Here is a 26,415-nt window from a genome sequence, read left to right on the forward strand (position 1 = left end):
CAACCTCCTTTTAGTGGCGCATGTTCTACGTTATCCACTTGCCTGACTTCCCTGCTTGCTCCCTCTCTGTGAACGTTTGCTGGCCTGTATTTTTCCCTTCCCGCCCGGCGTAGCGTTACGCCAGGAAATTGCTTACTATCATCAGTCTTACTCATTCTTTACATACCCGTGGTTTTCTCATAGCTGCCTGAAGATCGGGCGATGGAGAGTCCACGGGGTGCTGACACACAGGGCAGGGAAATGCAGATTTGTTATATATGGACTGAGCGTTACAAGAACTTAATAAACTTCGGGTTGAACCTGAGTAGCGACTATGAATTCAACTTTGATGGGTATCAGATTACTGCCACTACCAAACCGAATATCACCAGCAAATTATATGGTGATAAGATCAGTAATATTAGTGCGTTGGTTGGGATTAATGGCTCGGGAAAAACAACCGCTTTAGAACTTATCTGTCGTTGCTTGAAAGATCCGACATCACTCAGTAATCATTGGTTTGTTATCTATGAATCGGATGGGGAATTGTTTTTATCTACCAATTTAGCATACGAACTTTCCATCCCTGAATTTATTAATATTGATCCTCTGCATTCCGAGACAGATAAATGCAGAGTGATATTCTACTCGAATGTCTTCGATGGAAATTTGCTGGCTTTGCCAGAGACTGTGCACGACCTCTCCGTCAATAATAAAAATGATGCTAAGCTTAACTTTGTCAGAAGGGGAAAAGAATTTGAAAGTGATATTGAAAAGCAGATCAGGTTCATCAAGTCTGATGCTTTCCAGGATTTAAAGCTGACACCACCCGTTGGGATTGAATTTAAAATCTCAGCTTTTCCCGGAATCAAATTAAGGGAAAGGGTAAAGCAAACAAAAACAAATAGTTACGGAAAACAAAGCGGTTATCAAATAGAAGATATCTTACTTAAATTCATTGATATCATTCAGAATGAAAGATCTAATCATCGTGCGGACAAACAGGCTTTTGTTATCAATTTTCTAATGAAGCATCTTTTCATTGAAGATTTCATGGCACACTTAGATAAAGAATCGCCTTTTTTTTGGAAAGTCATTGATTCACTTCGTGAAGAAACATGGGAAGATAGTGATTCCATTTTAAAGATTATCGCCCGACACGCAGATGACCTACAGCCTGACAATCCATACTCTAATAACTACTCTCTCACGAGCACCATTCATTTCCTGCTTAATATTTCAGCTTTAATCTCTTATGCCGATATTGAAATGGATGTTTCCGCTAAAGCTGCGAAAACTGTTTTCTTCATGCCTCTGAACGGGCAAAATTCAAATACTCTGTTAATCATGACCGGGCTATTCAATCGTTGCACGGGATGTTATACACGTTGGGTAGGCCAAAGTTCGGGGGAAAAAGCCTATCTTGATCTTTACAGTGCTATCTGGGCAAGTATCGATCAGGAGATCGAGCAGAAGATTGACGGAACATTGCTGTGTATTGATGAACCGGACCTGTATCTTCACCCGCAATGGCAGGTTCAGTTCCTTGGAAAACTTATCGAAACGCTTCCCTATTTAACAGAAAATAAAATACAAATTATTCTTACGACCCATTCACCGCTGCTATTATCTGATATTCCAAAACAATGCATCAGCATTATGGGCCATAATACTGAAAACACTCCACAAGTGCCCAATACCTTTGGTGCTAATCTTTATGATCTTTATGCTAAAGTTTTTGGCATTGGCTATCAGAGCATGGGAAGTATTGCACGAACATACATAAGTAAAATATTAACCCTCATTGATGCTGATGAAGTATCAGAACAAGATATAAGTATCCTTCATCAAGCCCTTGATATCATTGGCGATGAAATAATCTTATATCACATAAAAGAAAAGTTAAAAAAAATGCATGATATTTTCCAGGATGGTGAAGCATGATAAACATCAAAGAACATATTCGCATGCACAATCCTGATGTACAAGGCGTTCTCGATGGTTGCGAACAGACCTTATGGTTGTATATGGATAAGGGGAAAACATTAGCTCGGTCAATATCAATGCGAGCCGAAGATCTTTTAAATGAAATAAAAAAACACCGTAATACCCAACCACTAAAACAGGTTCAACCTGATGATACTCATATAGAATTCCTTGAATATCTAACGAGCCCGGGAAAACTTGAAGAAATCGTCAAGCTTAAACCCGAAATGATGGAAAAAGAGATCTCGACGATTAGAGGAATCATTGGTGACGAATACTTTTACTCTTTAGATGACGATAAGAGGAAAAGCACTGAATTTGGAAAAAGACTCATTGATGAAGTATTCAAATATGGGAACTATAGAAATTCAAAAACCTTCACCGAGATATACAAATGCCTGTTTTTCAAAAAGGCAACCTGTGTTTATTGCAATTCAACACCTGCTATCATTTTCAAAAATAAAAAAGGACGAGATCAGGCTCTGTTTGAACTTGACCATTTCTATTCAGAAGTTTGCTATCCTTACCTGTCAATGTCGTTTTACAATCACATTCCATCTTGCTCTAATTGTAATGCCAGAATCAAGCTTGCGCAGGAGTTCACTTTAAGCAGTCATCTTCATCCATTTCTAAACTGTTTTGATGAAGAGTACACCTTTAAAACAACGCAAAATATTTTGGGTGGTGAAGCTTTAACGACCATCCATTTAGAAAAGACAACGTCAACACAAGAGAAATTAGCAGTCGATCTTGAGTTAGAAAATCGCTATTTAAATTATCTTACCACAGCATCAGCGCCTGAATTCTCAGAAGGTGTATACGTCAACAGACATTTATTAAGTTCCCGCCATACAGGACAAGATGAACAAAAGCGATTTTTTAAAATGTTAGAACCCAAAGCGCCACGAGAGAAAAATAACATACTGCAAAAATCTTATGCAAAACTGAACAGAGATATTTTGAAAGTCTTTGATGTTGATAAAAATTACCTTAAATCATAAATTTCACATCAATTATTAATGGTCCCGGGAAAAAGAATATCTCGGGACCATAATACGATGATGATTAACCCCCAACCTGCTCCATCGCCTGCACAATACGCTTATCTGAAATCGGATATGGCGTACCCAACTGCTGGGCAAAGTAGCTAATGCGCAACTCTTCCAGCATCCAGCGGATCGCCTGCACTTCGGCGTCATCCAGCCGCTGCGGAGGCAGCTTATTACGCCATGTTTGCCACGCCTGCTCTACCGCCTGCACTTTTAACATGCGCGCACGATCGCTGTGTGGATCGATCGGCAGTTTCTCTAAACGGCGTTCAATCCCGTTCAGGTAACGCAAGACATCCGCCAGATGCGACCAGCCGTTGCCGGTGACGAAACCGCGATACACCAGGCCGCTCATCTGGTTTTTAATATCAGATAATGCCAGCGCCAGCGTCATATCCACACGCCCCTTCAGGCGCTTATTGATGTTAAACACCGCCGTCAGGATCTGCTCGACCTGTTTGGCGATCTCCACCACGGTATCATTCAGCTCGGCACGCACTTTATCGCGCAACTGCTCGAAGTTCTCCTGCTGCCAGGCCGGGCCACCGGCTTCCGCCATCAGCTTATCAATCCCGCAGGCAATACAGTCATCAATCAGATCCAATACCTTGCCGTACGGGTTGAAGTAGAGGCCAAGCTTCGCCTTGTTCGGCAGCTTCTCATGCAGGTATTTCACCGGAGAAGGAATATTCAACAGCAGCAGGCGGCGCTGGCCGCGCCACATCATCTTTTGCTGCTCCAGCTCGCTGTCAAACAGGCGAATCGCCACGCTGTCATTGTCATCGACCAGTGCAGGCCAGGCTTTCACCTTGTAGCCACCGCGTTTCTGCTCGTAGCTTTGCGGTAAATCGCCAAAACTCCAGATATGCAGCCCACTCTGCTCAAGGCCGTCGTCCGCCACCTGCGACAGCGTCTCTTGCACCTTCTGTTTCAGCGCCGCTTTCAGCTCGGTGAGGTCTTTACCCTCACGCAGTTTACGCTGGTTTTCATCCACTACGCGGAAGGTCATTTTCAGGTGATCGGGCACCTGATCCCACTGCCAGTTCTCGCGTTCCAGCGTAACGCCGGTCATGCGACGAAACTCCCGCGCCAGCGCATCCAGCAGCGGTAACTCCCCCACTGTTACCCGACCAAGGAAAGCCTCCGCGTAGTTAGGTGCTGGCACCAGGTTGCGGCGCAGCGGTTTTGGCAGTGATTTGATTAATGCGATGATTAACTCACGCCGCACGCCGGGGATCTGCCACTCAAAACCTGTCTCTTCCACCTGATTCAGTAACGGCAGTGGAATATGTACCGTCACTCCATCGGCATCTGCGCCCGGCTCAAACTGATAGCTTAACTTGAGCTTTAAATTGCCCTGATGCCAGAAGTTCGGGTAGTCGAGTTGACTAACGCCTGCCGCCCCCTCCTTGATCAGCATCTGTTTATCAAAGTTCAGCAGATCGGCATTGTCACGACTGGCCTGTTTCCACCAGCTGTCGAAGTGGCGGGCAGACACCACCTCAGTGCCAACGCGCTGGTCATAGAAGGCGAACAGGGTTTCATCATCCACCAGAATATCGCGGCGACGTGATTTATGTTCGAGGTCTTCAATCTCGCTGCGCAACTTGAGGTTGGCCCGGAAAAAGGCATGGCGCGTCTGCCAGTCACCTTCCACCAACGCATGGCGAATAAACAACTCACGGCTGAGGGCCGGATCGATCTGGCTGTAGTTGACCTTACGGGCAGCCACAATCGGTAAGCCATACAGGGTGACTTTTTCCATCGCCATCACTGCGCCCTGCGCCTTCTCCCAGTGAGGTTCGCTGTAGCTGCGTTTCAGGAGATGTTGAGCCAGCGGTTCAATCCACTCGGGATCGATACGTGCCGCAGTGCGCCCCCACAGGCGGCTGGTTTCAACCAGCTCCGCGACCATCGTCCATTTTGGTGGCTTTTTAAATAACGAGGAGCCAGGGAAGATAGAGAAGCGAGCGTTACGCGCACCGCTAAACTCCTGCTTTTCCGCATCCTTCATACCGATGTGCGACAGCAAGCCGGTGAGAAGTGCGCAGTGCAGTTCACGGAACGGTGCCGGCTCGTTGTTCACAGGCATGCCCAGTTCACGCACCACCTGGCGCAGCTGGGTATAGATATCCTGCCATTCGCGCACGCGCAGATAGTTCAAAAACTCGGTTTTACACTGGCGGCGGAACAGGTTGCCCGACAGGGCTTTCTGCTGCTCTTGCAGATAATTCCACAGGTTGACGTAAGCCAGGAAGTCCGACTCTTTATCCGCAAAACGACGGTGCTTTTCATCTGCGGCCTGCTGTTTCTCCACCGGCCTTTCACGCGGGTCCTGAATGGAGAGGGCTGCGGTGATGATCATCATTTCGCGCACGCAGCCAAACTTCTGCGCTTCCAGTACCATTTTGGCCAGACGCGGATCGACCGGAAGCTGCGCCAACTGGCGGCCCGAAGCGGTCAGTTTGTAATGCCCGACCTCGTTGAGGGTGATCGCACCCAGCTCCTCCAGCAACCGCACGCCGTCCTGAATATTGCGTTTATCCGGCGCTTCAACAAACGGGAATGCAGCGATATCCCCCAACCCTAACGCCGTCATTTGCAAAATGACCGAGGCGAGGTTGGTGCGCAGAATTTCGGGATCGGTGAACTCCGGGCGACTCAGGAAATCATCTTCGCTGTAGAGACGAATACAGATCCCCTCAGAAACACGTCCGCAGCGCCCTTTACGCTGATTCGCCGAGGCCTGTGATACTGGCTCAATCGGCAAGCGCTGCACCTTGGTGCGGTAGCTGTAGCGGCTGATACGTGCGGTACCGGGATCGATAACATATTTGATGCCTGGCACCGTCAATGAGGTTTCCGCCACGTTAGTCGCCAGCACAATGCGACGACCGCTGTGACTTTGGAACACGCGGTTTTGCTCGGCATTGGACAAACGTGCATACAGCGGCAGCACTTCGGTATGCGGCAGATCGCGCTTCATTAGCGCATCGGCGGTATCACGGATTTCACGCTCGCCGCTCATAAAGATCAGAATGTCGCCACGACTCTCCTGCCCCAGTTCATCCACCGCATCGAAAATGGCCTGGAGCTGATCGCGATCGGTATCCTCTGCGTCTTCCACGACCGGGCGATAACGCACTTCTACCGGGTAGGTGCGGCCGGACACTTCAATCACGGGCGCATTGTGGAAGTGACGGGAAAAACGTTGCGGATCGATGGTGGCCGAGGTGATGATCACTTTTAAATCTGGACGACGCGGCAGCAGTTCACGCAGATAGCCCAGCAAGAAATCAATGTTCAGGCTACGTTCGTGCGCTTCATCGATGATGATGGTGTCATATTGCAGCAGCAACCGGTCTTGCTGGATCTCCGCCAGCAGAATCCCGTCCGTCATCAGCTTCACCTGTGTGGTTTCACTGACCTGATCGTTAAAACGGACCTTGTAACCGATACACCCGCCGAGGGAGGTTTCCAACTCTTCTGCAATACGGTTTGCGACGGTACGCGCGGCCAGACGACGCGGCTGAGTGTGGCCAATCAAGCCTTTCACCCCGCGCCCTAAGGCCAGACAGATTTTCGGTAGCTGCGTGGTTTTCCCGGAGCCGGTTTCACCGGCCACAATCACCACCTGATGGTCGCGGATCGCGTCGGCAATGGCTTGCTGTTTCTGGCTGACCGGCAGGTTTTCCGGGAAGCGAATCGTCGGCGTTGCCGCCTGGCGTAGCGCAACACGCTGCTCTGCCTGAACGATGTGCGCCGTCAGTTCTTCAGCGATCTTCTGCTGCGCCGCAGCGCCTTTGGTTTTTTCCGCCCCTTTCAGACGGCGAACCAGCTGTTGGCGATCGCGCAACATCAGCGCATCAAGTCGGGTCCAGAGCGGGGAAAATGGGGTTGATACCGGCGATGACATAATGGTGGAATACCTTCTCGGAGCGGCGCTGCGCCCGGCGCAACGCTGAATCAACTGTTAACTGCGGCTATCCTAGCATATTTTTCCGCACCCCCGGTTAAGCCCCGGCTGCGGTTATTCAATAAATTCGAACATAGGTCTCGAAATATTGCGCTTTATGCTGACGAAAGATGTCCGTACAGTGTAAAGCATTGAGCGGAAAGCCTTCCGCGTAACGTACAGGAAACGACAATGAGCAAAGTATTAGTTCTGAAATCCAGCATCCTCGCCGGTTATTCACAGTCTGGCCAACTGGCTGATTTTTATGTTGAGCAGGCGAAAGCCAATGGTGACGACGTTACCGTACGTGACCTGGCCACTAACCCAATTCCGGTGCTGGATGGTGAACTGGTTGGCGCACTGCGTCCTTCCGAAGCCCCTCTTAGCCCACGTCAGCAGGAAGCGCTGGCGCTGTCTGACGAACTGATTGCTGAGCTGAAAGCGCATGACGTGATCGTGTTGACTGCACCGATGTACAACTTCAACATCCCTACTCAGTTGAAAACCTACTTCGACCTGATTGCTCGCGCTGGCGTCACCTTCAGCTACACCGAAAACGGCCCAGTGGGTCTGATCACCGGTAAGCGCGCTGTGGTTCTGAGCAGCCGTGGCGGCATCCACAAAGACACCCCATCTGACCTGCTGACCCCTTACCTGAAGCTGTTCCTCGGCTTTATCGGTATCACTGATGTGAACTTCGTGTTCGCAGAAGGCATGGCGTATGGCCCAGAAGTCGCGACCAAAGCCGCGACCGATGCTAAAGAAGTGATTGCACAGATCGTTACCGCTTAAGCGAAAAGTTTGTTATCCGTTTTTGCCGGGCCTCGCGCCCGGCTTTTTTTTTATTTGTTTTGCCCGCTCTGATCTTTCAGTAACGACTCCACGTCTTTATCCGCTTTGATATTTATATCGTGCTCGATTTTCACATTCATATTGATGGTGATGGGATCTTTCGGGGCTGCCACTTCGATACGCGGCGTACAGCCGGAAAGTGGCAGGAAGGCGGCCAGTAGCCAGAGTGCCCTTGGGCTCATTTTGCGTCCTTTTGCTCAGGCAGCGTAGCTTGTTGCGCCACGCGGGATTGCACATTATCGCCGAAACGCAGGCTCTGCCATAGCTGGAACAGATTTTCCTGTTGGCGATAGTTAAGATTAACCAGTTGATTACGGTTACTGAAACGGCTGGTGCCCTGGACCTGGGCCTGTAATGTCATATCACCGTTACGGGTCAGATCGAGACGCGTACGCGCCTGATGGATCTCCATATAACGCAGCCAGTCCAGCGCCGCACCCGCCGCAAAGTTGCTACGCGTCAGCGCATCTGCCATGTCTTTATCCAGACGCAGCGTTAACGGGCCGCTGTTGGCAATCCAGCCTTGCTGTACCAGCCACTGGCTATTTTCCAGCCACAGCGGCAGCTCACCGTCAATCCGTCCCGACATCGCTAGCTGTTTGGGTTTCAGCGCGGTAACCAGGTGGCTCATGCTGATCTGGTTGAGTTTCACTGTGGCCGCCTGATGCTGCGGCAGACGCAATTGTGCCAGGGTGATCTCGCCATCCAACATGCGCATGCTGACATCCTGGAGCGAGAGAGGATGAGATTCACTCCACGGCCAGAAGCCCATCAAATCGGCGCGAATGTCATGGGCAGTAAACTGGTTCCGGTATTCGCCAATACGCAGCGCCACCGGATTTTTGATCCCCAACTGCCAGCGCTGGTTTTCCAGCCGGAATGGCAGTGAAAAATCCAGTCCGTTGATTTCGCTGTCCGGCAGCAGCAAGCTCCCCTTCTTCACCAGCCAGTGTCCCCCGGCGCGGAACCCCTGATCGCTGGCCGCAGAAAAGGCCACTTGCGCCTGAAGATCGCCACCGGTGATTTGAAGTTTGAGATCGGGATTCAGCAGCGTCTGGAACACCTTCAACGACTGGGTTGGCCACCAGGCTTCACCGCGTAGCCGTGAACCATCCCAACGGCCATGCACGCGCAGCGGGCCAATCTCCCCGGCCTGCATCGCCCCGCGCCAGATGAAAGCCCCAGGATCGCGCCCTTTGGCATCAAAAGTCATCGCCCCTGGCGGTAATCGGCCACCAAAATCGAAGGTTGTGCCTCTGGCACTCAGGCTGAAGGAACCGCTAAAGGCCGGTTGCCCGGGGTCACGCTGCCAGTTGACGGGCGCGGTAAGCTTCAGCAAAGGCCGATCGACCTGGGCAATACCGTATTTAAATTGGTTAAAACGCGCTTCCATCTGGTCAAAATGGATCAGCGTCTGCTGCCAGCCACCGTTACCCTGCACCTGCCAGCGCGCATTGACCGGGCGCAGTTCACCGCTTCCCCAGTAACGCCAGCGCCATTCACCGCTGTCCGGCCAGAAATTGCTGGCCCCCCCGTCCAGATGAAGCTGTAACGGACCGGCCAATGGATTATTGGCCCGTACAATCGCCTGGAGCCGCCCGTTGATACCTTGTGACGAAAGACGAACGCCAGCCAGCGGCCAGCGCGCCTCCTGGACATCAAAACTGTCTAATACACGTCCGCGTAAACGCAGCAAACTCCCTGGTTGGAAGGCTAGCTGCGGGTCCATTACGGCTCCGCTCAGTACGCCATGCAGCGTGGCATAGAGCTGCAACTCAGACAGTTTACTTTCCCCCGTGAGTTGCAGCGGCAGCTGACTCTCGGTCAGGCTGAGTTTACCCGGCCCAATATTTAACACTGCATTGCCTTTCCCGCCCCGCCCCTGGGTTAACACATTCAGACGTCCGGTAAGGGTGGTGGCATCCAGTCCGGCACGCCAGTTGTCGAGCCGCAACGTCAGGAAACCAGAGAGCGGCTGGCTACTGAGTGGCCACTGATATTGCCCGTTTTCAATCACGATCTGTTGTTGATCAAGGTGCCACGGCAGATGCAGCAAGGGCGCGGTTTGGCTGGCCGTAGTGACCTCTAAAGTGCCCTGCTGTTGCTGCCACTGCAAAGCGAGATTCAGTGGCTGCGGCCAGTCAGTTAATGACAGTGACGCGTTCACCGCACCGCTGAGCGGGGCACCGTCAGCCAGTGGCGGTAACTCAACGTTCCCTTCCAGCGTCACGGGTTGTGGCAGATGGCTGTCCTGCACCTGCAGATGGGAAATGTGCAGCTGTTGCCCGGCGAGACTGGCGTCAAGCTGGAGGTTATCACCCCGAAAATGCACCACCTGCTGCTGTGCATCCAGCTGCATATCCAGCTGTCCCGCGTACTGTTGCCATGGCAGCACTTCAATGGTTGCCAGATGAATATCAGCCCCCGGCAACAACGCCTGCCACTGTTGCAGCGTGCGGGGTGCCTGGTCGCCAGGCGATGAGGAGAGGTTTTGCCAGCACAGGCTATTTAGCGTCAGTTTATCTGCCTGTAATTGCCAGCGCCCCTGCTTCCAGCCCAGCCGGGCGTTGGATAATGTCGCGATGGCACAGTCATCCGCAAGGTATCGAATCTGTTGCAGTACCAGTTGATGCTGGTGAAAACCAATGCCTTTCTCCAGTTCAATGCGCGTATCCGCAGGCAGCCAAAAGCCAGCCAGCCGGGGCAGCCACTGGCTTACGGTCAGGAGCAGCCCCAGCACGAGCACTATTAAAGCCATCACCACAGCAAGCGGGCGACGTAAACGGCGAGAAATCAGCACGATAATCCTGTTCTTAACAAATTCCTGACGATAATGATGACACGGTTTGTCCGCTGATTGAAGGTTAGCTTGTCAGGCGGCAAAAAGGGGAATAAAAGCGTATCCTGTGGTAAGCATTCCCTTTTTTGGAGCCAGATGATGAAAGTTGCCGTCTACAGTACCCGTCATTATGACCAGAAATTCCTTGAGCAAGAGAACCGCCACTTCGGTTTTGATCTGCACTTTTTTGATTTTTTGCTCACCAGCACCACCGCGAAAAATGCCGCCGGCTGTGATGCCGTCTGCATCTTTGTTAACGATGATTGCAGCGCCAGCGTGATTCACGAACTGGCCGCTTTGGGCGTCAAAACCATCGCATTGCGCTGCGCGGGCTTTAACAATGTGGATTTGGCCGCAGCACAACAAGCGGGTATTCAGGTGGTGCGTGTGCCTGCCTACTCACCGGAAGCCGTCGCTGAACATGCCATCGCCATGATGATGGCACTGAATCGCCGCATTCATCGCGCCTGGCTGCGCACCCGTGATGCAAACTTTTCGCTCGAAGGGCTGACGGGCTTCAATATGTATGGCAAAACGGCGGGCGTGATAGGCACCGGAAAGATCGGGGTCGCCACGCTACGTATTCTGAAAGGCTTTGGCATGCGCCTGCTGGCGGTCGATCCGTGGCAAAATCCGGATGCGCTGGCACTCGGCGTTGAGTACGTGAGTCTGGATACGCTGTTTGCAGAATCTCAGGTGATCAGTCTGCACTGCCCGCTCACGCCAGAAAATTACCATCTGTTAAATGCGGCAGCCTTCGCAAAAATGCGCGACGGCGTGATGATCATTAATACCAGCCGTGGCGGGCTGATTGATTCACAGGCCGCCATTGACGCACTCAAACAGCAAAAAATAGGCTCACTGGGGCTGGATGTGTATGAGAACGAGCGCGATCTGTTCTTTGAGGACAAATCCAATGACGTGATTCAGGACGATATTTTCCGCCGCTTATCTGCCTGTCACAACGTGCTGTTTACCGGTCATCAGGCATTTCTGACCGAAGAGGCGCTGAGCGCGATTTCTCATACCACGCTGGACAACTTACAGCAGGTGGCACAGGGTGAGGCCTGCACCAATCAGGTTCTCGCCTGAATGTCTGGCGGGCCGAGTGACGGCCTGCCTGAAACTCAACGTGCGCAGCTACCGCCCAATAACGCTTGTTCGTCACAACGACGGCCATTAGCCAGCTGACACATCCCTACCCGGCTGCCATCCAGTTGACGGGAGAAAGCCAACACGCCACCCGCAGAGGCACACGTCGACTCCGCCATCGAGGCCATAACGACATGAGGCTGAACGTGGGCTGCGGTAGCCTGCTGCTGTGGTTCACTGCTACAGGCGGCCAGCAGCAAAGTGCCTGCGGCCAACAAGAGGTGGGCTGCTTTCATGCGTCAAACTCCGGGGATAAAGGGTTAAGGGCCGGATCAGAATATGTCAGCAGGATTAACGGGTCGAGGGGTGACACAGCTTTTTACAAAATTTTCTTTCGCGCTTTACAAGCAGATTAGTCCTGATATCCAACATGGTGTATCCGATTCGTCATCTCGGACTACTCTCATCTGCTTTAGATAGCCTGCGACTGACGAGCCACAGGCTATTGAGTTATTACCTATCAGCTTGCGGAAATAGCCTTGAACACTTTTTTATTGGCGCTACCAATGTGTTTTATTTCAGCGACGAACAGCTGGAAAAGCAGCTGGCTGGCCTGGTTTTTCCCTAAAGAGAAACTGAAATCTCCTTGAGACTCTGGTTTCACACCAATAAACCCGCCTCTTGCCCCCTCATTTTTTGATGCGGATGTGAATTTTTTACTGGCATCAATACCATTTTGGTAATGCACCAGCAAATCTGCCAGCTTCGCGGGGTTGTTAAATGCTCCTTTTTTCCCCATTTCTCCCTGATAGAAAGCAATGACTTCAGGGCTAAACAGCACCTTTTCAGCGCCAGGTTTTAGCGTAAACTCAAAAACTTCGCCGTTATAACTCAGCGCCTGATTCCGATCGCCTAAGTGATGTTCAACAGGAATGACATTGCCTTCGCGGATTAAACGCGCGATCTCTTCTGGGGCAACATTATTCCTTATTGCATCTTCTAATATATTTTTTTTATTTTCAGACCAGTCTGCAAGACGTTCGCTTTCAGCCTGGGGCATAGACCGGTAAATTTTTAATCCAGAAGCTTCATTATTTTGTCCCGCTGCATTATCCAGACGTTCCAGAATGGCCGCCCCTTCATGCGTATAAATGTCCTGAAGCGATCGCTCATTAGTGCTACCGTAATAATTATTCCAGTCAACCGGTGCATTACCGCCTCCAGCGACTTCTCTCCAGTAGCTTTCCGTTAACACCCTCTGCGTCCGGTTCTCTTCTGGTAGCGCATTATTTCCTAAGATTTCTCTGACCTTATTGCTGTGATGCGTTCGCTGAGCTTCAGTAATTTGCCCCGGTGTGTTAACGAATTTCTTCCAGAAATCCATCAACTTCGTCACACTCTTTTCTCTTTTCTTCTCTTCGTTTAAATACCGAGTGCGTTCCATATCACTAGAAAATTCCAGACCCGGCATTTTTTTCAACTGTTCCAGAAGGTCTTTGGTTTTGGGGACAGATCCTCCGATGCCAAAATACTTATCAACAACCAGCCATTCCCCATGGAAAAGCATTACTGTGCGAAAATCATATCTGTTGGCCTCAGAATAGATAACCCTTTGTCCATCATCTTGTAACCGCGTAGGAACATATTTTTTTTCGGCAATCTCAAGGTATTCATTACCGACCGAATCCTGATACAGGCCAGGCGTGCTTCCCTTACGGGTTAAGCTATTTTCATCATCAATTTCAACCGAATACCGATTAACTGCCTGTTCACTGTCTGCGGCCACATTAAATTTTGATAAAAATGTTTCCGATTGATTACTAAAGAAAAACTCACCATTATGCCAGCGAACTAAGGGAAGCGAACCTTTGATCCAGTTTTCACTGTTTTCGGGTAGCAAACGAAATCCTTTTACTTCCTCATGCCATTGCGCTTTGAAATACTCTCCCGGACTGATCTCCAGGTAATAGTATTCTCCATATGTACTCGCGCCTTTTTTTTCTCCTTCGGCGATGGGTTCAGAAAGCCCGTTTAAAACCTCGCCCTGAGTAATAGCTTTAATAGTGGGAAATTGGCTACTGGCTGAAATCGAGAAGCGTTTACTATTTACAACCTGCGATTTGATGGCGTCATGTAAATGCGTTACAGAAACGAACGGATAGCCGTTACGCTGAGACTTATAAATATGCTGATTAGAAACACCATTAAGTGCATAGTTAGAAAACACCTTTATCTGTTGTAGTTCATTTGGATTTGGATAACGTCCTTCAAGCGCGCCAATAAAATTACCGGCATCATGTAAAACAATAACATTTTTATCTGTACTGATAACCTTACTATTCGGAGCGACAAAAGCATCGATATCATTAGCCATCAGATTGATATCTTCCTGTGCCATATTATCAGTGACACCCACCATTGTGCTCTTATCACCATTCTTTGATAATACTTCAGCGATCACTAAATTCGCTTTTTGAAGTAGTGTGTTTACGTTTTCATGGAGCGTAAGACGTCCGGCATCAGTATCTAAATTATGCGTTTGGCTTGATATAGCTTCATACACTCCCTCATCATTACGAAGTTCAATTTTCTTCAAGGCATCATTAACAAAATTAATATCAGAAAGTTCCTTTATGTCCCCCCATCGCATACTACTCTCTGCCAGTTTATCTGATATAAAATGCTGATTGGCCGGGCTGAATAGAGCAGCTTCCTCCGGGGTGGTATTTGTCACAAAATAGGGGTTGTCGGTTTCAAATATTTCCGCAGGGAATTTTTCTTTATCAACTGCCAGCAAAGACTTATCCCTGACAACCTGATCGGGATTACCTGCATACACCTCATTGGCATGTTTAGCACCGTAATACATATTCAATAAAAAGTCGTGCTCAGCAATATCGCTGGCACGATAGCCTTGATTTTTTTTATAAAAATCCGGAGAGGCTCTTTTAGGATCGGCTAAAGCATCAACACGGCTCATTTGCAACATAAGACTTGTTTGCGGTCGATTCTCATGAGGATTAGCAAGATTAATTTTCATTTCTTCAGATACGAAACCGTGATAATGCACCCCTTTATCTATCTCCAGAACCACAGTTTGCCCACCACCAATACGATCGGCAATAAAACCACTCACCGTGCGTTTATTGACCAGGCCTTTAACACTATTTTTAATTTCTACAGCTAACATCGCATAATTAGAGCCAACAATTTCAGCATCTATAGTTGGTTTATAATTGACCAGCGGATCCACAACCGTCGGAATAGAAATTTTGTCACCATTATCCTGAAAAAAAGTTGTTGTACCATCACGAGATTCGATGAAATCCAAAACCTCAAAACTCCCTTCCTGATGCAATACGTATTTGTGATCAAGGATGCCGATTTCTACTCTCGTCTGATGCTCCTGCCCATCTGGCGTAATCCTTTTCGCATCAAAACTGTCGAATTGCGAATAATGGTTTTTCATAAACCCTACAGAATTTTCTGCTCGCGATTCGGTATCAACAGAACGCAGGCCATTGAACGTATCAGGGAATACCTGTTGTGCCTCATTTGAACGTGTGGCGATAGAGGATGCCGTGCTTTCACTTTCCATTAACTCCCATTGATGTTGTTGCAAAGGAATTTCATGAATAGACCGTAAAACAGGGCCAGTTGCCCCCCCCACAGCCTGAGTCGGTTCACCATTTAACATGAAGATGGTTTCCAGCCCGTTGCCCATCGCTGTGGCTCGTCCGGCAGACGTTAACAGGTCTCGGTTCCATAAAGTCTCGCCAACAATCGCTTTCGCTGGCCTTAGTTTTAATTCGTTATTATTTTCTAGATCCCAGCGAATATGTCTTTCTGCTGATTTCGATATGGCTGGTGTATCATTAGTCAGACTCTCTTCAGCGGGATTATCAGCATAGACCTGATGTTCATTGCCATCAACTTCATGATTATCATCTGCTTCTTTCAGCGTCTGCAATTCGTGCGTTAAAGCTGGATTTTCAACCAATGAACGAGTCAAATAGTCTTTGACCTCACGTACATGCTCTTTTAAATTTCGTCCCAATTCCGGCACGGATTCCTTAATACTATGGGCACTCATCATCAGCATGATCAGTGCCTGATTAGCATCATCCCATCGATTTTCTTTCATGGCCTGCTGATAGGTGTGCAGCGCCTTTTCAATTGCCCAACTGTTAGTCCCTACATGTGTTATGGTTGTCAGCGTGCTGGCCAACGGGTGGCGTATTTTTCCTAACATTGCTCCCGCCATAAACAAGCTGTCCATGGTTATAGTTTCAGCATCAGCACCCTCCACTACATCATCAGCCAGTACAATGGCTTGTCCTATAAATGTGGGAGAATTGCGGACCACCGTCATAGCAATCTCTTTTATCTGGCTTAACACTTGAGCACTGCTGCTCTTTAAAGCAAGAAAGCTGTCGGTGTTTCTTGCCATTTCAAGATGATGCCTGAATTGACGACAGTTTTTTTCCAGCAGTATTAACTCTGAAGGTGTGAGTGAATTTTCATAAGTTGAATCACTTTCATTTGCTATACTTTCAAGTCGCGAATAGAAATCATCAGCACTCTTTATTAACTTTTCAGCCTCAATAGCACGGAATTTTTTTGTTGCTAAAGAAATGTATTGATTATTTTCTTCAGTGAAATATTTTTTGGAGTCAAGAAGAGCCTCTCCCATTTTTAGTTGCGTAGTTGCATGAATAACAAAAAAGTTATTAGCATCAAAGAAATCCTTCATATTATCTCTTAATGATTTTTTCTGTTCCCTGTTCAACTGCATTTTGTCAGAAAGCCGGGCTGCATATATGTCGATAGCATCATTTTTGTTATCCGCCCCACCGATCTCCGCTCGTAACGCCTGATTATAAAAAAGATCCAGTATACTGACGTTAACTCTTGCTATTGACTGATGCTGCTCGCCATCGCTGCCTCTGAATGAGCCCGCAATAACCCCAGCGTTTCTTGCACCAAGGTTATATTGAATTTCTTCCCTGGCGTACATCAGCCATGGCCATCTTTCTTCATCAATTGCAAAATACTGGCAGAGCTTTTTGCCGAGAAATTCTTCTTGTGTAGGCTGGGCAATCATTAGCAACTTTTGTTGCTGTACCAACGCATAGGCTTCCGTTTTGTAAAATGCGTTAAGCACTTCTTTAACAACAGCACGATAAAAAAGAGACTCATCATACGTTTTAACAGCGATCCCTTTGTCATACCCAGCCAGTGATCCAGGTAATTTCCGGTGGTAATCAACCGACCTTTTTACAGACTGCATTAATACTACTGAGTCATTGAGCTTATAATTCCCAGTTGCCAGCTGATTTTTTACCTCTGCGACATATTCTTGAATTTTTTTGTTGAAATTATCCGAAGAAAATTTTAGCAATCCATTTCCATCTTCTGAATCACGAATATCCAGAACAAAAATCTCATAAGAGGTTAATGAAGAAATATCTCTCTGAAAATATGGCACGTTAGTTTCAACCGCAATAGATTCGATCTCTATTGCCCCCTCATTTTCACCATCATAGTCACGGATTGACTTGGTAAAATAATCAGCCATAAGATCGCTTACATCAGAAAAATACTCAGACAAAGTTTGTCCTTTTTTACTTTGAACATGATGTTGCTTGATATAAACGTTTTCTTCACCATCGCTATCAGTGACAGTGATCTTTGCACTGATCCCATCTGTTAATTTCAGTTCTCGTAGATAATTACTTTCCCATTCAGATGTTTTATTTGTGCTTTTAGAGCTCTTCAAGCCTTCAAGTTTTATATCATCTATGGCAAATTGAAATGCATCATCTAACCGATTCTTGATTTCTGAATAATCAGCACCATTTAAGTTACTGTATGACCTTCTGGTGATGATAAAACTCGTTAAGTTCTGCACTAAGGGTACAACTGTCGTTGCGACTGTAGTTACAGGTGGCAACGTAACAACATGTAAGTTTTCACCTCGCAATTCTTTAATTAACTTAATTGCACTATCCCGGGAGAATTTATCAGGTGTCGTTATCCCATAATAATTAAGTAAACTCGATACCTTTACCTTCCCTTGTTCATTGACATCAATATTTTTTTTAATCTCACCACTATCATAATTAAAGAAATCATTGATGTTAGTCTTAACAAGATAGGCTTTGCGAGGTATGTAATTCCCATAGCTTCTGGGGTCAATATTATGATGAAAATCAGACAGAATATTATAAGGTCTGGCGTAATAAGTTTTACTTCTCCCTTGCTGGCTTTTCCCAGAAATTTTTACTGAAAAACGTATCTCTTCGCCACTGCTTTTTTTAAATGCAAAAGTGCGTAGCGTCAATTTCAGCTGATCATTATATCTTATAAGATTGTTTCTTTTAAAAAAAACACTTTTATCAAATGCGCTGAGTAAAGGGTAATCTTCTGAAGTATAACCTGGATTATTTCCTGTTGTGTACCACTTACGTAGTAATGTCAAATATTCCCCGCCACGAGTAGCGAAAGGCTTTAACGGTGAACTTCCATGAATATCAATATAGCTATTGAGGAAGTGGATGTCGATTTTTGTAGCGGATAATTGTTGCCTGACTGCACTTAAAAGAATCTGCTGGTCGTTCTGTGCCAGGGTATTGTAGACCACACTCCTCTTTTGTACAGGAAATGCAGACGCTCCTTGTAATACATTGGGTAAATCAGGTATCCAACCGCTGACCTTCCCGGCTAAGTCTAGCAGAGGAGCCATGAATGATTTTGTTCCTGAGCCCGGGTTCCCATATTCATTTTTTTCTTTTGCTTCAGAATGAGATTTATCTACAGGCAGAGAATAATGATTGGTATTTCCTGTGGCATTTTCATCAATAGCACCATCATTGGAACTGGCGGCGCTATTATGCTTGTCTGTTTCTTTATCATTGCGGTAAGAAGCCTGGGATAAAAAAGAAGGTGAATGTGTGATTACAATATTTGATGACATACAACCTCACTGAATTTAATTTTTATGCTTTTTTGACATGCAAGCAATCAGTGAATCAGCCAATTGAAAATGTTCATTCGGGGAAAGAAATAAATTATCTGTAAAAATAGTTATTAATTTAACCGGCGTTAATTTATTAGATGATTTAAATTAAATTGAGGTGAATTGTACAAGGATTTTTTAAGCGCACAGATGTTTATCTGTGCGCTTAAATTTTAAATATTCGCGACGTCGATATACAGGGCTTTATCGATGTTGGTTGAAGAGACAGTGGCTTCGCTGAACGCGTACTCTGCCCTTTCACCGCTGCGATCCAACGGCAGGGATTCAAAATCAAACAGGTTTTTATCCGCCAGCTGACTCGGGCTGACGTTTTGCAGCGACTTAAACACGCTTTCTACGCGACCGGCGTCTTTTTTATCCCACTCGGTGAGCATCGCTTTAATCGCCTGGCGTTGCAGGTTTTCCTGCGAACCACACAGGTTACAAGGGATGATCGGGAAGTTTTTCTCTTCAGCAAAGCGGATCAAATCTTTTTCGCGGCAGTAGGTCAGCGGACGAATGACCACGTTACGGCCATCATCTGAACGCAACTTAGGTGGCATACCCTTCAGGCGTGCACCGTGGAACATGTTCAGAAACAGCGTTTCGACCATGTCATCCATGTGGTGGCCCAGTGCGATTTTGGTAGCACCAATTTTCTCCGCAAACGAGTAAAGCGTGCCACGGCGCAGGCGCGAGCACAGGCCACAGGTGGTTTTCCCCTCTGGCACCTTCTCTTTCACTACTGAATAGGTGTCTTTATCCACGATGTAGTAAGGAATATTCAGGGTTTCAAAATAGTCCGGCAGGATATGCTCCGGGAAGCCAGGCTGTTTCTGATCGAGGTTAACCGCAATCACTTCAAAGTGGATCGGGGCCACTTTCTGCAAGCTGAGTAAAATATCCAGCATGGCGAATGAGTCTTTACCGCCACTCATGCAGGCCATGACCACATCACCCTCTTCAATCATGTTGTAGTCGGTAATCGCATTGCCAACGTTGCGGCGCAGGCGCTTGGCTAGCTTGTTGAACTCAAGGGTTTCTTTACGGGTATCAGTGTGATTCATGGTCGCTCTGGAACTCTGATGACTTGCCTGACGGCGGGCGCAGGTAACGGAATAAACGCACATTATACGTAAGTTTATGCGCAGTGAAACCAGAGCGCCGCCGAAAGGCCTAAAAAGCCATGTGAGTAAGCGCGATTTAACGATACGGCGGAGGAACAAGAATCGGTGGCAGCTCCGGCTCGGGCCCATCGGGTTGAGGGATCGGCTGGGGATGCGGCAGCGGCTCGGGAATGGGCGGTGGGTCAGTAGGAATCGGTTCGCTCATGATAAAGGCTTGCATACCGTTCTCCTTAACAGGGGATGATATTAAAGCGTAGAGCACAATTAACCGGAGTGGCGAAGCGGCAAAAAAAAAGGCCAGCGGATACGAGCTGGCCTGTGATGAGTGACGTCTGCTATGCAAAGACTCGAACACTAAGTGAGACAATATGGAGTACAACGTCCATCGCCTGACGTTGTATTCACCTGCGAGAGAGAGTTTGCCCCGGTTAGCGTTAGCGAATATTGATATAGATCAGGTTTTGTTGCCTCTTCTGCATTTATAACCACTTACGTCGTTTTAACCAGGCTGACATCCCCACCACCAGGACAACCAGCAGGAAGCAGAACACGGTGAAGCCCAAATGCCACGATCCACCGGGAATACCGCCGAGGTTGACGCCGAACAGCCCGGTGAGGAAAGTGGTGGGCAGGAAAATCATCGCGAGCAGCGACATGGTATACGTTCGGCGGTTCATCGCCTCTTGCAGCTGTGAAGAGAGTTCATCCGCTAATACTGCGGTGCGCGCCACACAGGCATCAATGTCATCTAACCCACGTCCAAGACGATCCGCAATGTCTTGCATACGCCGACGATTAATATCATCCATCCACGGCAGTTTTTCACTGGCGAGGCGCGAGAACACATCGCGCTGTGGTGCCATATAGCGGCGCATAACGATCAGCTGCTTGCGCAGCAGCGCCAGCTCACCGCGTGCCGGAAGGCGCTGATCGACCAGTGCATCTTCCAGTTCGATAATTTTATCGTGCAGCTCTTCAATAAACTCGCTGGCCTGGTCGGTCAGGCTGTCGCAGATATCCACCAGCCAGTCTCCGCCATCCACCGGGCCATTACCATTTTGCAGGTCGGTCAGCACTTCATCGACGGCATAGACCTTGCGCCGACGCGTAGACACAATCAGTTTGTCGTTAATGAACACCCGCATCGCCACCAGTTGATCGGGACGAGAGTCACTGTTGTGATTGATACTGCGCAGCACAATCATGAACCCATCGCCAAGGCGGGTGACGCGTGGGCGCACACTGTCGCCCGCCAGAGCATCACGCACCGCATCCGGGATCAGCGGGGTCGATTGCAGCCATTCTGCACTGCCCCGATGCGTATAATTAAGGTGAAGCCAGCAGGGGCGCTCACAATGAATAACGTCTTTATCATCAATGGCAATCAGACCACCCTGGCCATCTAACTGGCAGGAAATAATGGCATCAGAAACCTGTAGCGCTTTACCTTCAATCACGTTCAAAACATCGCCTCTCTATCTAAATCAACAGGATACAGTTTAGCGATCCCCTTCCGACTTGCAATCTTTGCCCTGTGAGGAAAAGTGACAAATGCGGAAGATGGAAACACTCCGGGCCAATGCAACGACGCCTTCAAGGCCTTAAAACAGGTTGTTAGCGAACGGCAAATCAGTGCTTCTCGATCCACAGCTCCCGGCTGTAGGCCACATCTTCGGGATTATTGATCGGATAGCCTTTTACCCAAGGTTTAATGAGCCGCGCGTTGGTGTATTGATATAACGGTGCAATCGGTACTTCATCACCCAGGATTTGCTCGGCCTGGTTATAGTCTCGTTCACGGGCGCTGGCACTGGTCGCCAGGCTGGCCTGCTTAAGCACGGCATCATAGGCGGCATTATTGAAACGTGGAATGTTGCTGCTGTTACCGCTGGTAAGCAGGTTCAGGAACGTGGAAGGCTCATTGTAATCACCTATCCAGGAGGCGCGGATCACATCAAAATTGCCGCTGTTACGGCTATCAAGGTAGGTTTTCCACTCCTGGTTTTGCAGTTTTACCTGCACGCCGAGATTTTTCTTCCACATTGAAGCCACGGCAATCGCGATGCGTTGATGGTTTTCCGCCGTGTTGTACAACAAGGTAAGCTGCAAGGGGTGATCTGGCCCATATCCCGCGGCGGTCAACAGCGCTTTCGCCTGCGCATTCAACTCCTGCTGGCTGTGTTGCTCTAGCCATGAAGGCTGCGGCTTAAACCCGGCGGTCACATCTGGCGTAAAATGCCAGGCAGGCTTTTCCCCGGTGCCCAGGACTTTTTCGGCAATCACCCGACGATCAATACTCCATGACAGCGCCTTGCGCACGCGCACATCCTGAGTGGGGCCTTTTTGCGTATTAAACGCGTAGTAATAGGTACCGAGTTGTGCGGGTGTATAAACCTGCCCCGGCAGACTTTTGCTCAACATGGCATACATGTTTTTCGGGAACGATTCGGTAATGTCGATATCGCCAGCACGATAACGTTGTGTCGCAGCCGACTCTTCGTTAATCGGCAAGAATGTCACCTGGTTGATAACCGTCTGCTTGTTATCCCAGTATTGTGGATTACGCTGCAACACCAGCTTTTCGTTGATCACACGCTGTTGCAGCGTATAGGCACCATTTCCCACTAACTTCGCCGGATCGGTCCAGTGTTCACCCAGCCGGGTTATCTCGCTGGCGGGCACCGGAAACAGGGCTGCATTAGCCACCAGGCTCGGAAACCACGGCACGGCACGTTCCAGCGTCACTTGTAAATGGGTGTCATCCAGCGCTTTGATCCCCAGGGTATCAGGAGCACGTTGCCCTTTGCTGATCGCAGCTGCGTTTTCAATCCCGCTCAGTGCGGCAAACCAGGCCAGCGGTGAAGCATTCGCAGGGTCAACCAGCCGCTGCCAACTGTAGACAAAATCACGTGCTCGCAGTGGCATGCCATCAGACCAGCGCGCATCGCTGCGCAGGGTAAAGCGCCAAATTTTGTTGTCCTGCGTCTGCCAGCTTTGCGCTACGCCCGGTACAATCGTGCCATCTGCGGCCTGATTGGTCAGCCCTTCAAACAGATCGCGAATCACCTGAATCTCCGGTAGCCCCTGTGCTTTCATCGGGTCGAGAGAAACCGGCTCATCCTTAAGGTGACGCACAATATCCTGATTGGCAGCCAGCTGAGCACCTGCCGGAACATCTGCCGCGACAGCCGTAAAGGGAAGGCTTAACACTACGCCCCACCAGCCTTTCTTCATGATCTATTCCTTGTTAAAAGTACACTTTCCCGTCACGCACGGTGACCGCGGGTTCACAGTCAGCCGCCAGCCAACTGGCCCCATCCAAATCAATTTCATCCGCGACCTGCGCCAAAGGCAATGCTGCGCGCATGGCACGTGAAGTGCCCAGACTGCAACCCGCCAGCACTTTTAACCCCTGTTGATGTGCTGCCTCAGCCAGTGCCAGGGCTTCCGTCAAGCCACCCGCCTTGTCGAGCGTGATCACCACCATGTCATAACAGGATTGCAGTGCCGGAAGTTGCTCCCGGCTGCGACAGCTGGCATCGGCGGCAATCGGCAGGGGATGAATGAAATGGCTGAGTGCGGCGTCTTTTCCCACCGGCAGTGGCTGAATCAGAACCTGCACCTCGAGATCGGCCAGCAACTGGCAACGCGTCGCTAGCCCATCTGCACTCCAGCTTTCCATCGCATCGACGAATAGCGTCGCTTCGGGCACCGCTGCCCGAATGGCAATCAGGCGTTCGCTGATCAGATGTTCATCCAGCCGGATACGCAGACGATCAAAACCATGCTGCCACAGCGCGCTGGCGCTGCTGGCCATCGCCTCTGGCGTATCAATATGAATACGCCGGGCGGTGTTCATCATCGCAGACATCGCCGGGGTACTGCTTTGCGCCCTTTCCCACTGCCACAGCGCACTATCAATCGCATTGCGTGCAGCGCCTGCCGGCAGCTGCGTTTGCAGCTCCTGGCGGGAAATCCCCTGCTGTAACTGGGGTAACAAGCTGCCAATTTGGGCCAGCACGCTCTCTTCACTCTCCGCGAAACGTGCCTGTGGCGCGGCTTCTCCCGTGACTTTGATGCCGTTCTTCTCCAGTTCCACCACGATCACCGTGATATCGCTGCGGCGTTGCCCGGCCAGCCTGAGCGGCACATGCAGTGGCCATACTTCGGGATAACATTTTACCTGATACATCCTCCCTCTCCCTCAGTCCGGTTGCATTGGTTCTAGCATGGCAGAAAGGCAAGAATAGCGCTCGTAAACCCCTAAAAAATATGTCATAAACTGAACCTGAATTTGCATTGATGACTCGCACGCAGAGTTATTCCATCAATTAAAAGGAAAGAACATGTCTCAGAACGTACATTTTCAGGGTAACCCTGTCCCAGTAGCCGGTGAGTTTCCACAGCAGGGTGCCCAGGCTAAACCTTTCTCTCTGGTTGCCAAAGACCTCGCTGACGTTGGCCTGGCGCAGTTTGCCGGTAAGCGTAAAGTACTGAACATTTTCCCAAGCATTGATACCGGCGTTTGCGCCGCTTCTGTGCGTAAGTTCAACACCGAAGCCGCAAACCTGGCAAACACCGCTGTGCTGTGCATCTCTGCTGACCTGCCGTTTGCTCAGGCACGTTTCTGTGGCGCAGAAGGCCTGGAGAATGTTGTGACCCTGTCTACCCTGCGTGGCGCAGAGTTCAAACAGGATTACGGTGTCGCGATCAGCGAAGGCGCACTGAAAGGCCTGACTGCACGTGCAGTCGTGGTACTGGATGAGCAGGATAAAGTGGTTTACAGCCAACTGGTGAACGAAATCACCGAAGAGCCAGACTACGAAGCCGCACTGGCAGCACTGAAATAAGTGCCGTTGTGGATGGCCAATCGGCCATCCACACTTTGTTTACTCCCCTTCTCCTTCGCCGCGTTTCTGGCTCAATCCATACTCACGCAATTTATTCGCAATCGCGGTGTGCGATACACCAAGACGTTTCGCCAGCTTTCGCGTGCTGGGATAAGAGAGATAAAGACGTGTCAGCACCGACCGTTCAAAACGGCTGGTAATCTCATCCAGCGAGCCTTCAATCGCCCCGTCATCCATGCGCATATCAAGCGACTGTTCCGGCAGCACGATATCTTGTGGGCGCAACTCATACCCTTCCAACTGGGTCAACGCCCGATAGAGCGCATTTTTCAACTGCCGCACGTTACCCGGCCAGTTATAGCGCGTCAGGAACGGTGTCAGTTGGGTCGACAGACGCGGACGTGGAATGCCCTGTTCATCGGCGAAGCGTGCCACAAACAGTTCGGTCAACGGCAGGATGTCCTGCGGACGCTCCCGTAGCGGTGGGAGATTCAGCGTCAGAACGTTGAGGCGGTAAAACAGGTCTTCACGGAACTCCCCGTTCTTCACCAGCTCAATCAGGTTTTTCTGCGTGGCGCAAATCACGCGCACATCAACGTGCACCTCATGTTCTTCACCCACACGGCGGAAAGTACCGTCGTTGAGGAAACGCAAGAGTTTGGTCTGCATACGCGGCGACATCTCGCCAATCTCATCCAGCAAGACTGAACCGCCGTTGGCCTGTTCAAAGAAGCCTTTTTTACCTTCCAGCGCATTGGGATAAGCGCCCGCAGCGTGACCGAACAGTTCGCTTTCCGCCACATCATCGGGCAGTGAAGCACAATTAAGCGCGAGGAAGGGCTTTTTGCCGCGCGCGCTGCGCAGGTGGCAGGCACGGGCGAGCATATCTTTGCCGGTGCCGGTATCACCGATGATGAGTAATGGCGCGTCGTGCATCGCCAGTTTGCGCGCCTGATCAACCACCTGACGCATCTTCGGTGCCACCGCCACGATATGCTCGAATTCGGACTCGTCCGTGACCATCAGTTTTTGCAGTTGCTGCCCCATGCGCGCGGTGGATTTAAGCATCACCATTGCGCCCACCAGTTGCCCCTCTTCGGCCTGATCGGCACTGAGGTAAACGGGGCGAGCTTCCATCAGGAAATCACGTCCTTCAATCACCACATGCTGTGCCTGGGCTTCAACACGCTCACTCTCCAGCCAGCGCAGAAAGTTAAATCCGGTGATCAGGTTAATGGCATTGTGATTGCGGATTTTCTGCTCATCCAGATTAAACAGGTTTTGTGCCGCCGGGTTACTCAGCTCAACCTTGCCCTTTAGATCGATAGAGAAGACCGGCTCTGGCATCGCAACCAACAGTGCGCTCAGCGAGCGATGCTCACGTTCAGAGGGCATGTAAGCCACCGTGCGCACATCTGTCACGCCAGGCGTACGCCGAATTTCCGCCATCAGATTACTGAAGGCGGTAAATTCCAGCGCGCTAAAGTTGAGGTAAATTCGTCCGAGAGAGGCAATTTCAATGCCACGCAGATCGATATTGCGCGCGACGAGGAGATCGAGCAGTTCACGCGCCAGACCGATTCGGTCCTGGCAAAAAACTTCAAGACGCATAGCGGAGGCCTTGTACTGATATTGATAATGAAATCATACGTCAATACAGGTCGGATC

The 26,415-nt window shown here is 49.5% G+C and carries 15 protein-coding genes; 5 read left to right on the top strand and 10 right to left on the bottom strand.

Features of this window, described 5'->3' with window-relative positions:
• The first annotated feature begins 201 nt into the window (after positions 1–201).
• Positions 202–1,923, top strand: coding sequence for an AAA family ATPase (locus B880_RS0104575; protein WP_017346198.1), 1,722 nt, complete (start codon positions 202–204; stop codon positions 1,921–1,923).
• Complete coding sequence (locus B880_RS0104580; protein WP_017346199.1) at positions 1,920–2,966, top strand: hypothetical protein; 1,047 nt, start codon at positions 1,920–1,922, stop codon at positions 2,964–2,966. Before B880_RS0104575 ends, B880_RS0104580 begins: the two co-directional genes overlap by 4 nt.
• Positions 2,967–3,030: 64 nt before the next feature.
• On the opposite strand, the gene hrpA is transcribed toward B880_RS0104580, so the two are convergent.
• Entirely contained in the window at positions 3,031–6,930 is a 3,900-nt protein-coding gene (hrpA, locus tag B880_RS0104585) for an ATP-dependent RNA helicase HrpA (RefSeq protein WP_017346200.1), read from the bottom strand.
• 231 nt (positions 6,931–7,161) lie between these two features.
• Here hrpA and B880_RS0104590 point away from each other — a divergent pair, with 231 nt between their 5' ends.
• Positions 7,162–7,761, top strand: a complete 600-nt coding sequence (locus B880_RS0104590) for an FMN-dependent NADH-azoreductase (RefSeq protein WP_017346201.1) — start codon at positions 7,162–7,164, stop codon at positions 7,759–7,761.
• Positions 7,762–7,811: 50 nt separating this feature from the next.
• Here the strand turns inward: B880_RS0104590 and B880_RS0104595 are convergent, their stop codons facing one another.
• A complete protein-coding gene (locus B880_RS0104595; RefSeq protein ID WP_017346202.1) occupies positions 7,812–8,003 on the bottom strand; it encodes a YnbE family lipoprotein in 192 nt (63 codons plus the stop codon).
• Positions 8,000–10,627, bottom strand: coding sequence for a YdbH family protein (locus tag B880_RS0104600; protein ID WP_036645389.1), 2,628 nt, complete (start codon positions 10,625–10,627; stop codon positions 8,000–8,002). The genes B880_RS0104595 and B880_RS0104600 overlap by 4 nt, the downstream gene beginning before the upstream one ends.
• Before the next feature lie 132 nt (positions 10,628–10,759).
• On the opposite strand from B880_RS0104600, the gene B880_RS0104605 reads away from it, so the two are divergent.
• Positions 10,760–11,752 carry a 2-hydroxyacid dehydrogenase gene (locus B880_RS0104605; RefSeq protein ID WP_026042424.1) on the top strand — a complete coding sequence of 331 codons (993 nt, stop codon included), beginning with the start codon at positions 10,760–10,762 and terminating at the stop codon, positions 11,750–11,752.
• 35 nt (positions 11,753–11,787) lie between these two features.
• Here B880_RS0104605 and B880_RS0104610 read toward each other — a convergent pair whose 3' ends face one another.
• The 6 genes from B880_RS0104610 to ycjG form a co-directional block, all read right to left on the bottom strand.
• Positions 11,788–12,048: a putative hemolysin gene (locus B880_RS0104610; protein WP_017346205.1), complete on the bottom strand. Its 261-nt coding sequence runs from the start codon at positions 12,046–12,048 to the stop codon at positions 11,788–11,790.
• Positions 12,049–12,272: 224 nt separating this feature from the next.
• A complete protein-coding gene (locus B880_RS0104615; protein WP_157060506.1) occupies positions 12,273–18,728 on the bottom strand; it encodes a hypothetical protein in 6,456 nt (2,151 codons plus the stop codon).
• A gap of 215 nt (positions 18,729–18,943) precedes the next feature.
• On the bottom strand, positions 18,944–19,837 hold the full coding sequence (gene ttcA / locus B880_RS0104625; RefSeq protein WP_017346208.1) for a tRNA 2-thiocytidine(32) synthetase TtcA: 894 nt from the start codon (positions 19,835–19,837) through the stop codon (positions 18,944–18,946).
• 539 nt (positions 19,838–20,376) lie between these two features.
• Positions 20,377–21,360 (bottom strand): zinc transporter ZntB, encoded by a 984-nt coding sequence (gene zntB, locus B880_RS0104635; RefSeq protein ID WP_017346210.1) that lies wholly within the window; start codon positions 21,358–21,360, stop codon positions 20,377–20,379.
• A gap of 166 nt (positions 21,361–21,526) precedes the next feature.
• Positions 21,527–23,131: a peptide ABC transporter substrate-binding protein gene (locus B880_RS0104640; protein ID WP_017346211.1), complete on the bottom strand. Its 1,605-nt coding sequence runs from the start codon at positions 23,129–23,131 to the stop codon at positions 21,527–21,529.
• A gap of 13 nt (positions 23,132–23,144) precedes the next feature.
• Positions 23,145–24,089 (bottom strand): L-Ala-D/L-Glu epimerase, encoded by a 945-nt coding sequence (gene ycjG, locus B880_RS0104645; RefSeq protein ID WP_017346212.1) that lies wholly within the window; start codon positions 24,087–24,089, stop codon positions 23,145–23,147.
• A gap of 154 nt (positions 24,090–24,243) precedes the next feature.
• Between ycjG and tpx the strand changes: the two genes are divergently transcribed.
• Positions 24,244–24,747 carry a thiol peroxidase gene (gene tpx, locus B880_RS0104650; protein ID WP_017346213.1) on the top strand — a complete coding sequence of 168 codons (504 nt, stop codon included), beginning with the start codon at positions 24,244–24,246 and terminating at the stop codon, positions 24,745–24,747.
• A gap of 39 nt (positions 24,748–24,786) precedes the next feature.
• Here the strand turns inward: tpx and tyrR are convergent, their stop codons facing one another.
• A complete protein-coding gene (gene tyrR, locus B880_RS0104655) occupies positions 24,787–26,358 on the bottom strand; it encodes a transcriptional regulator TyrR (protein ID WP_017346214.1) in 1,572 nt (523 codons plus the stop codon).
• Positions 26,359–26,415 lie beyond the last annotated feature (57 nt).

The organism is Pantoea sp. A4, from assembly GCF_000295955.2.
In the GTDB taxonomy this organism is placed as follows: Bacteria; Pseudomonadota; Gammaproteobacteria; order Enterobacterales; family Enterobacteriaceae; genus Pantoea; species Pantoea multigeneris.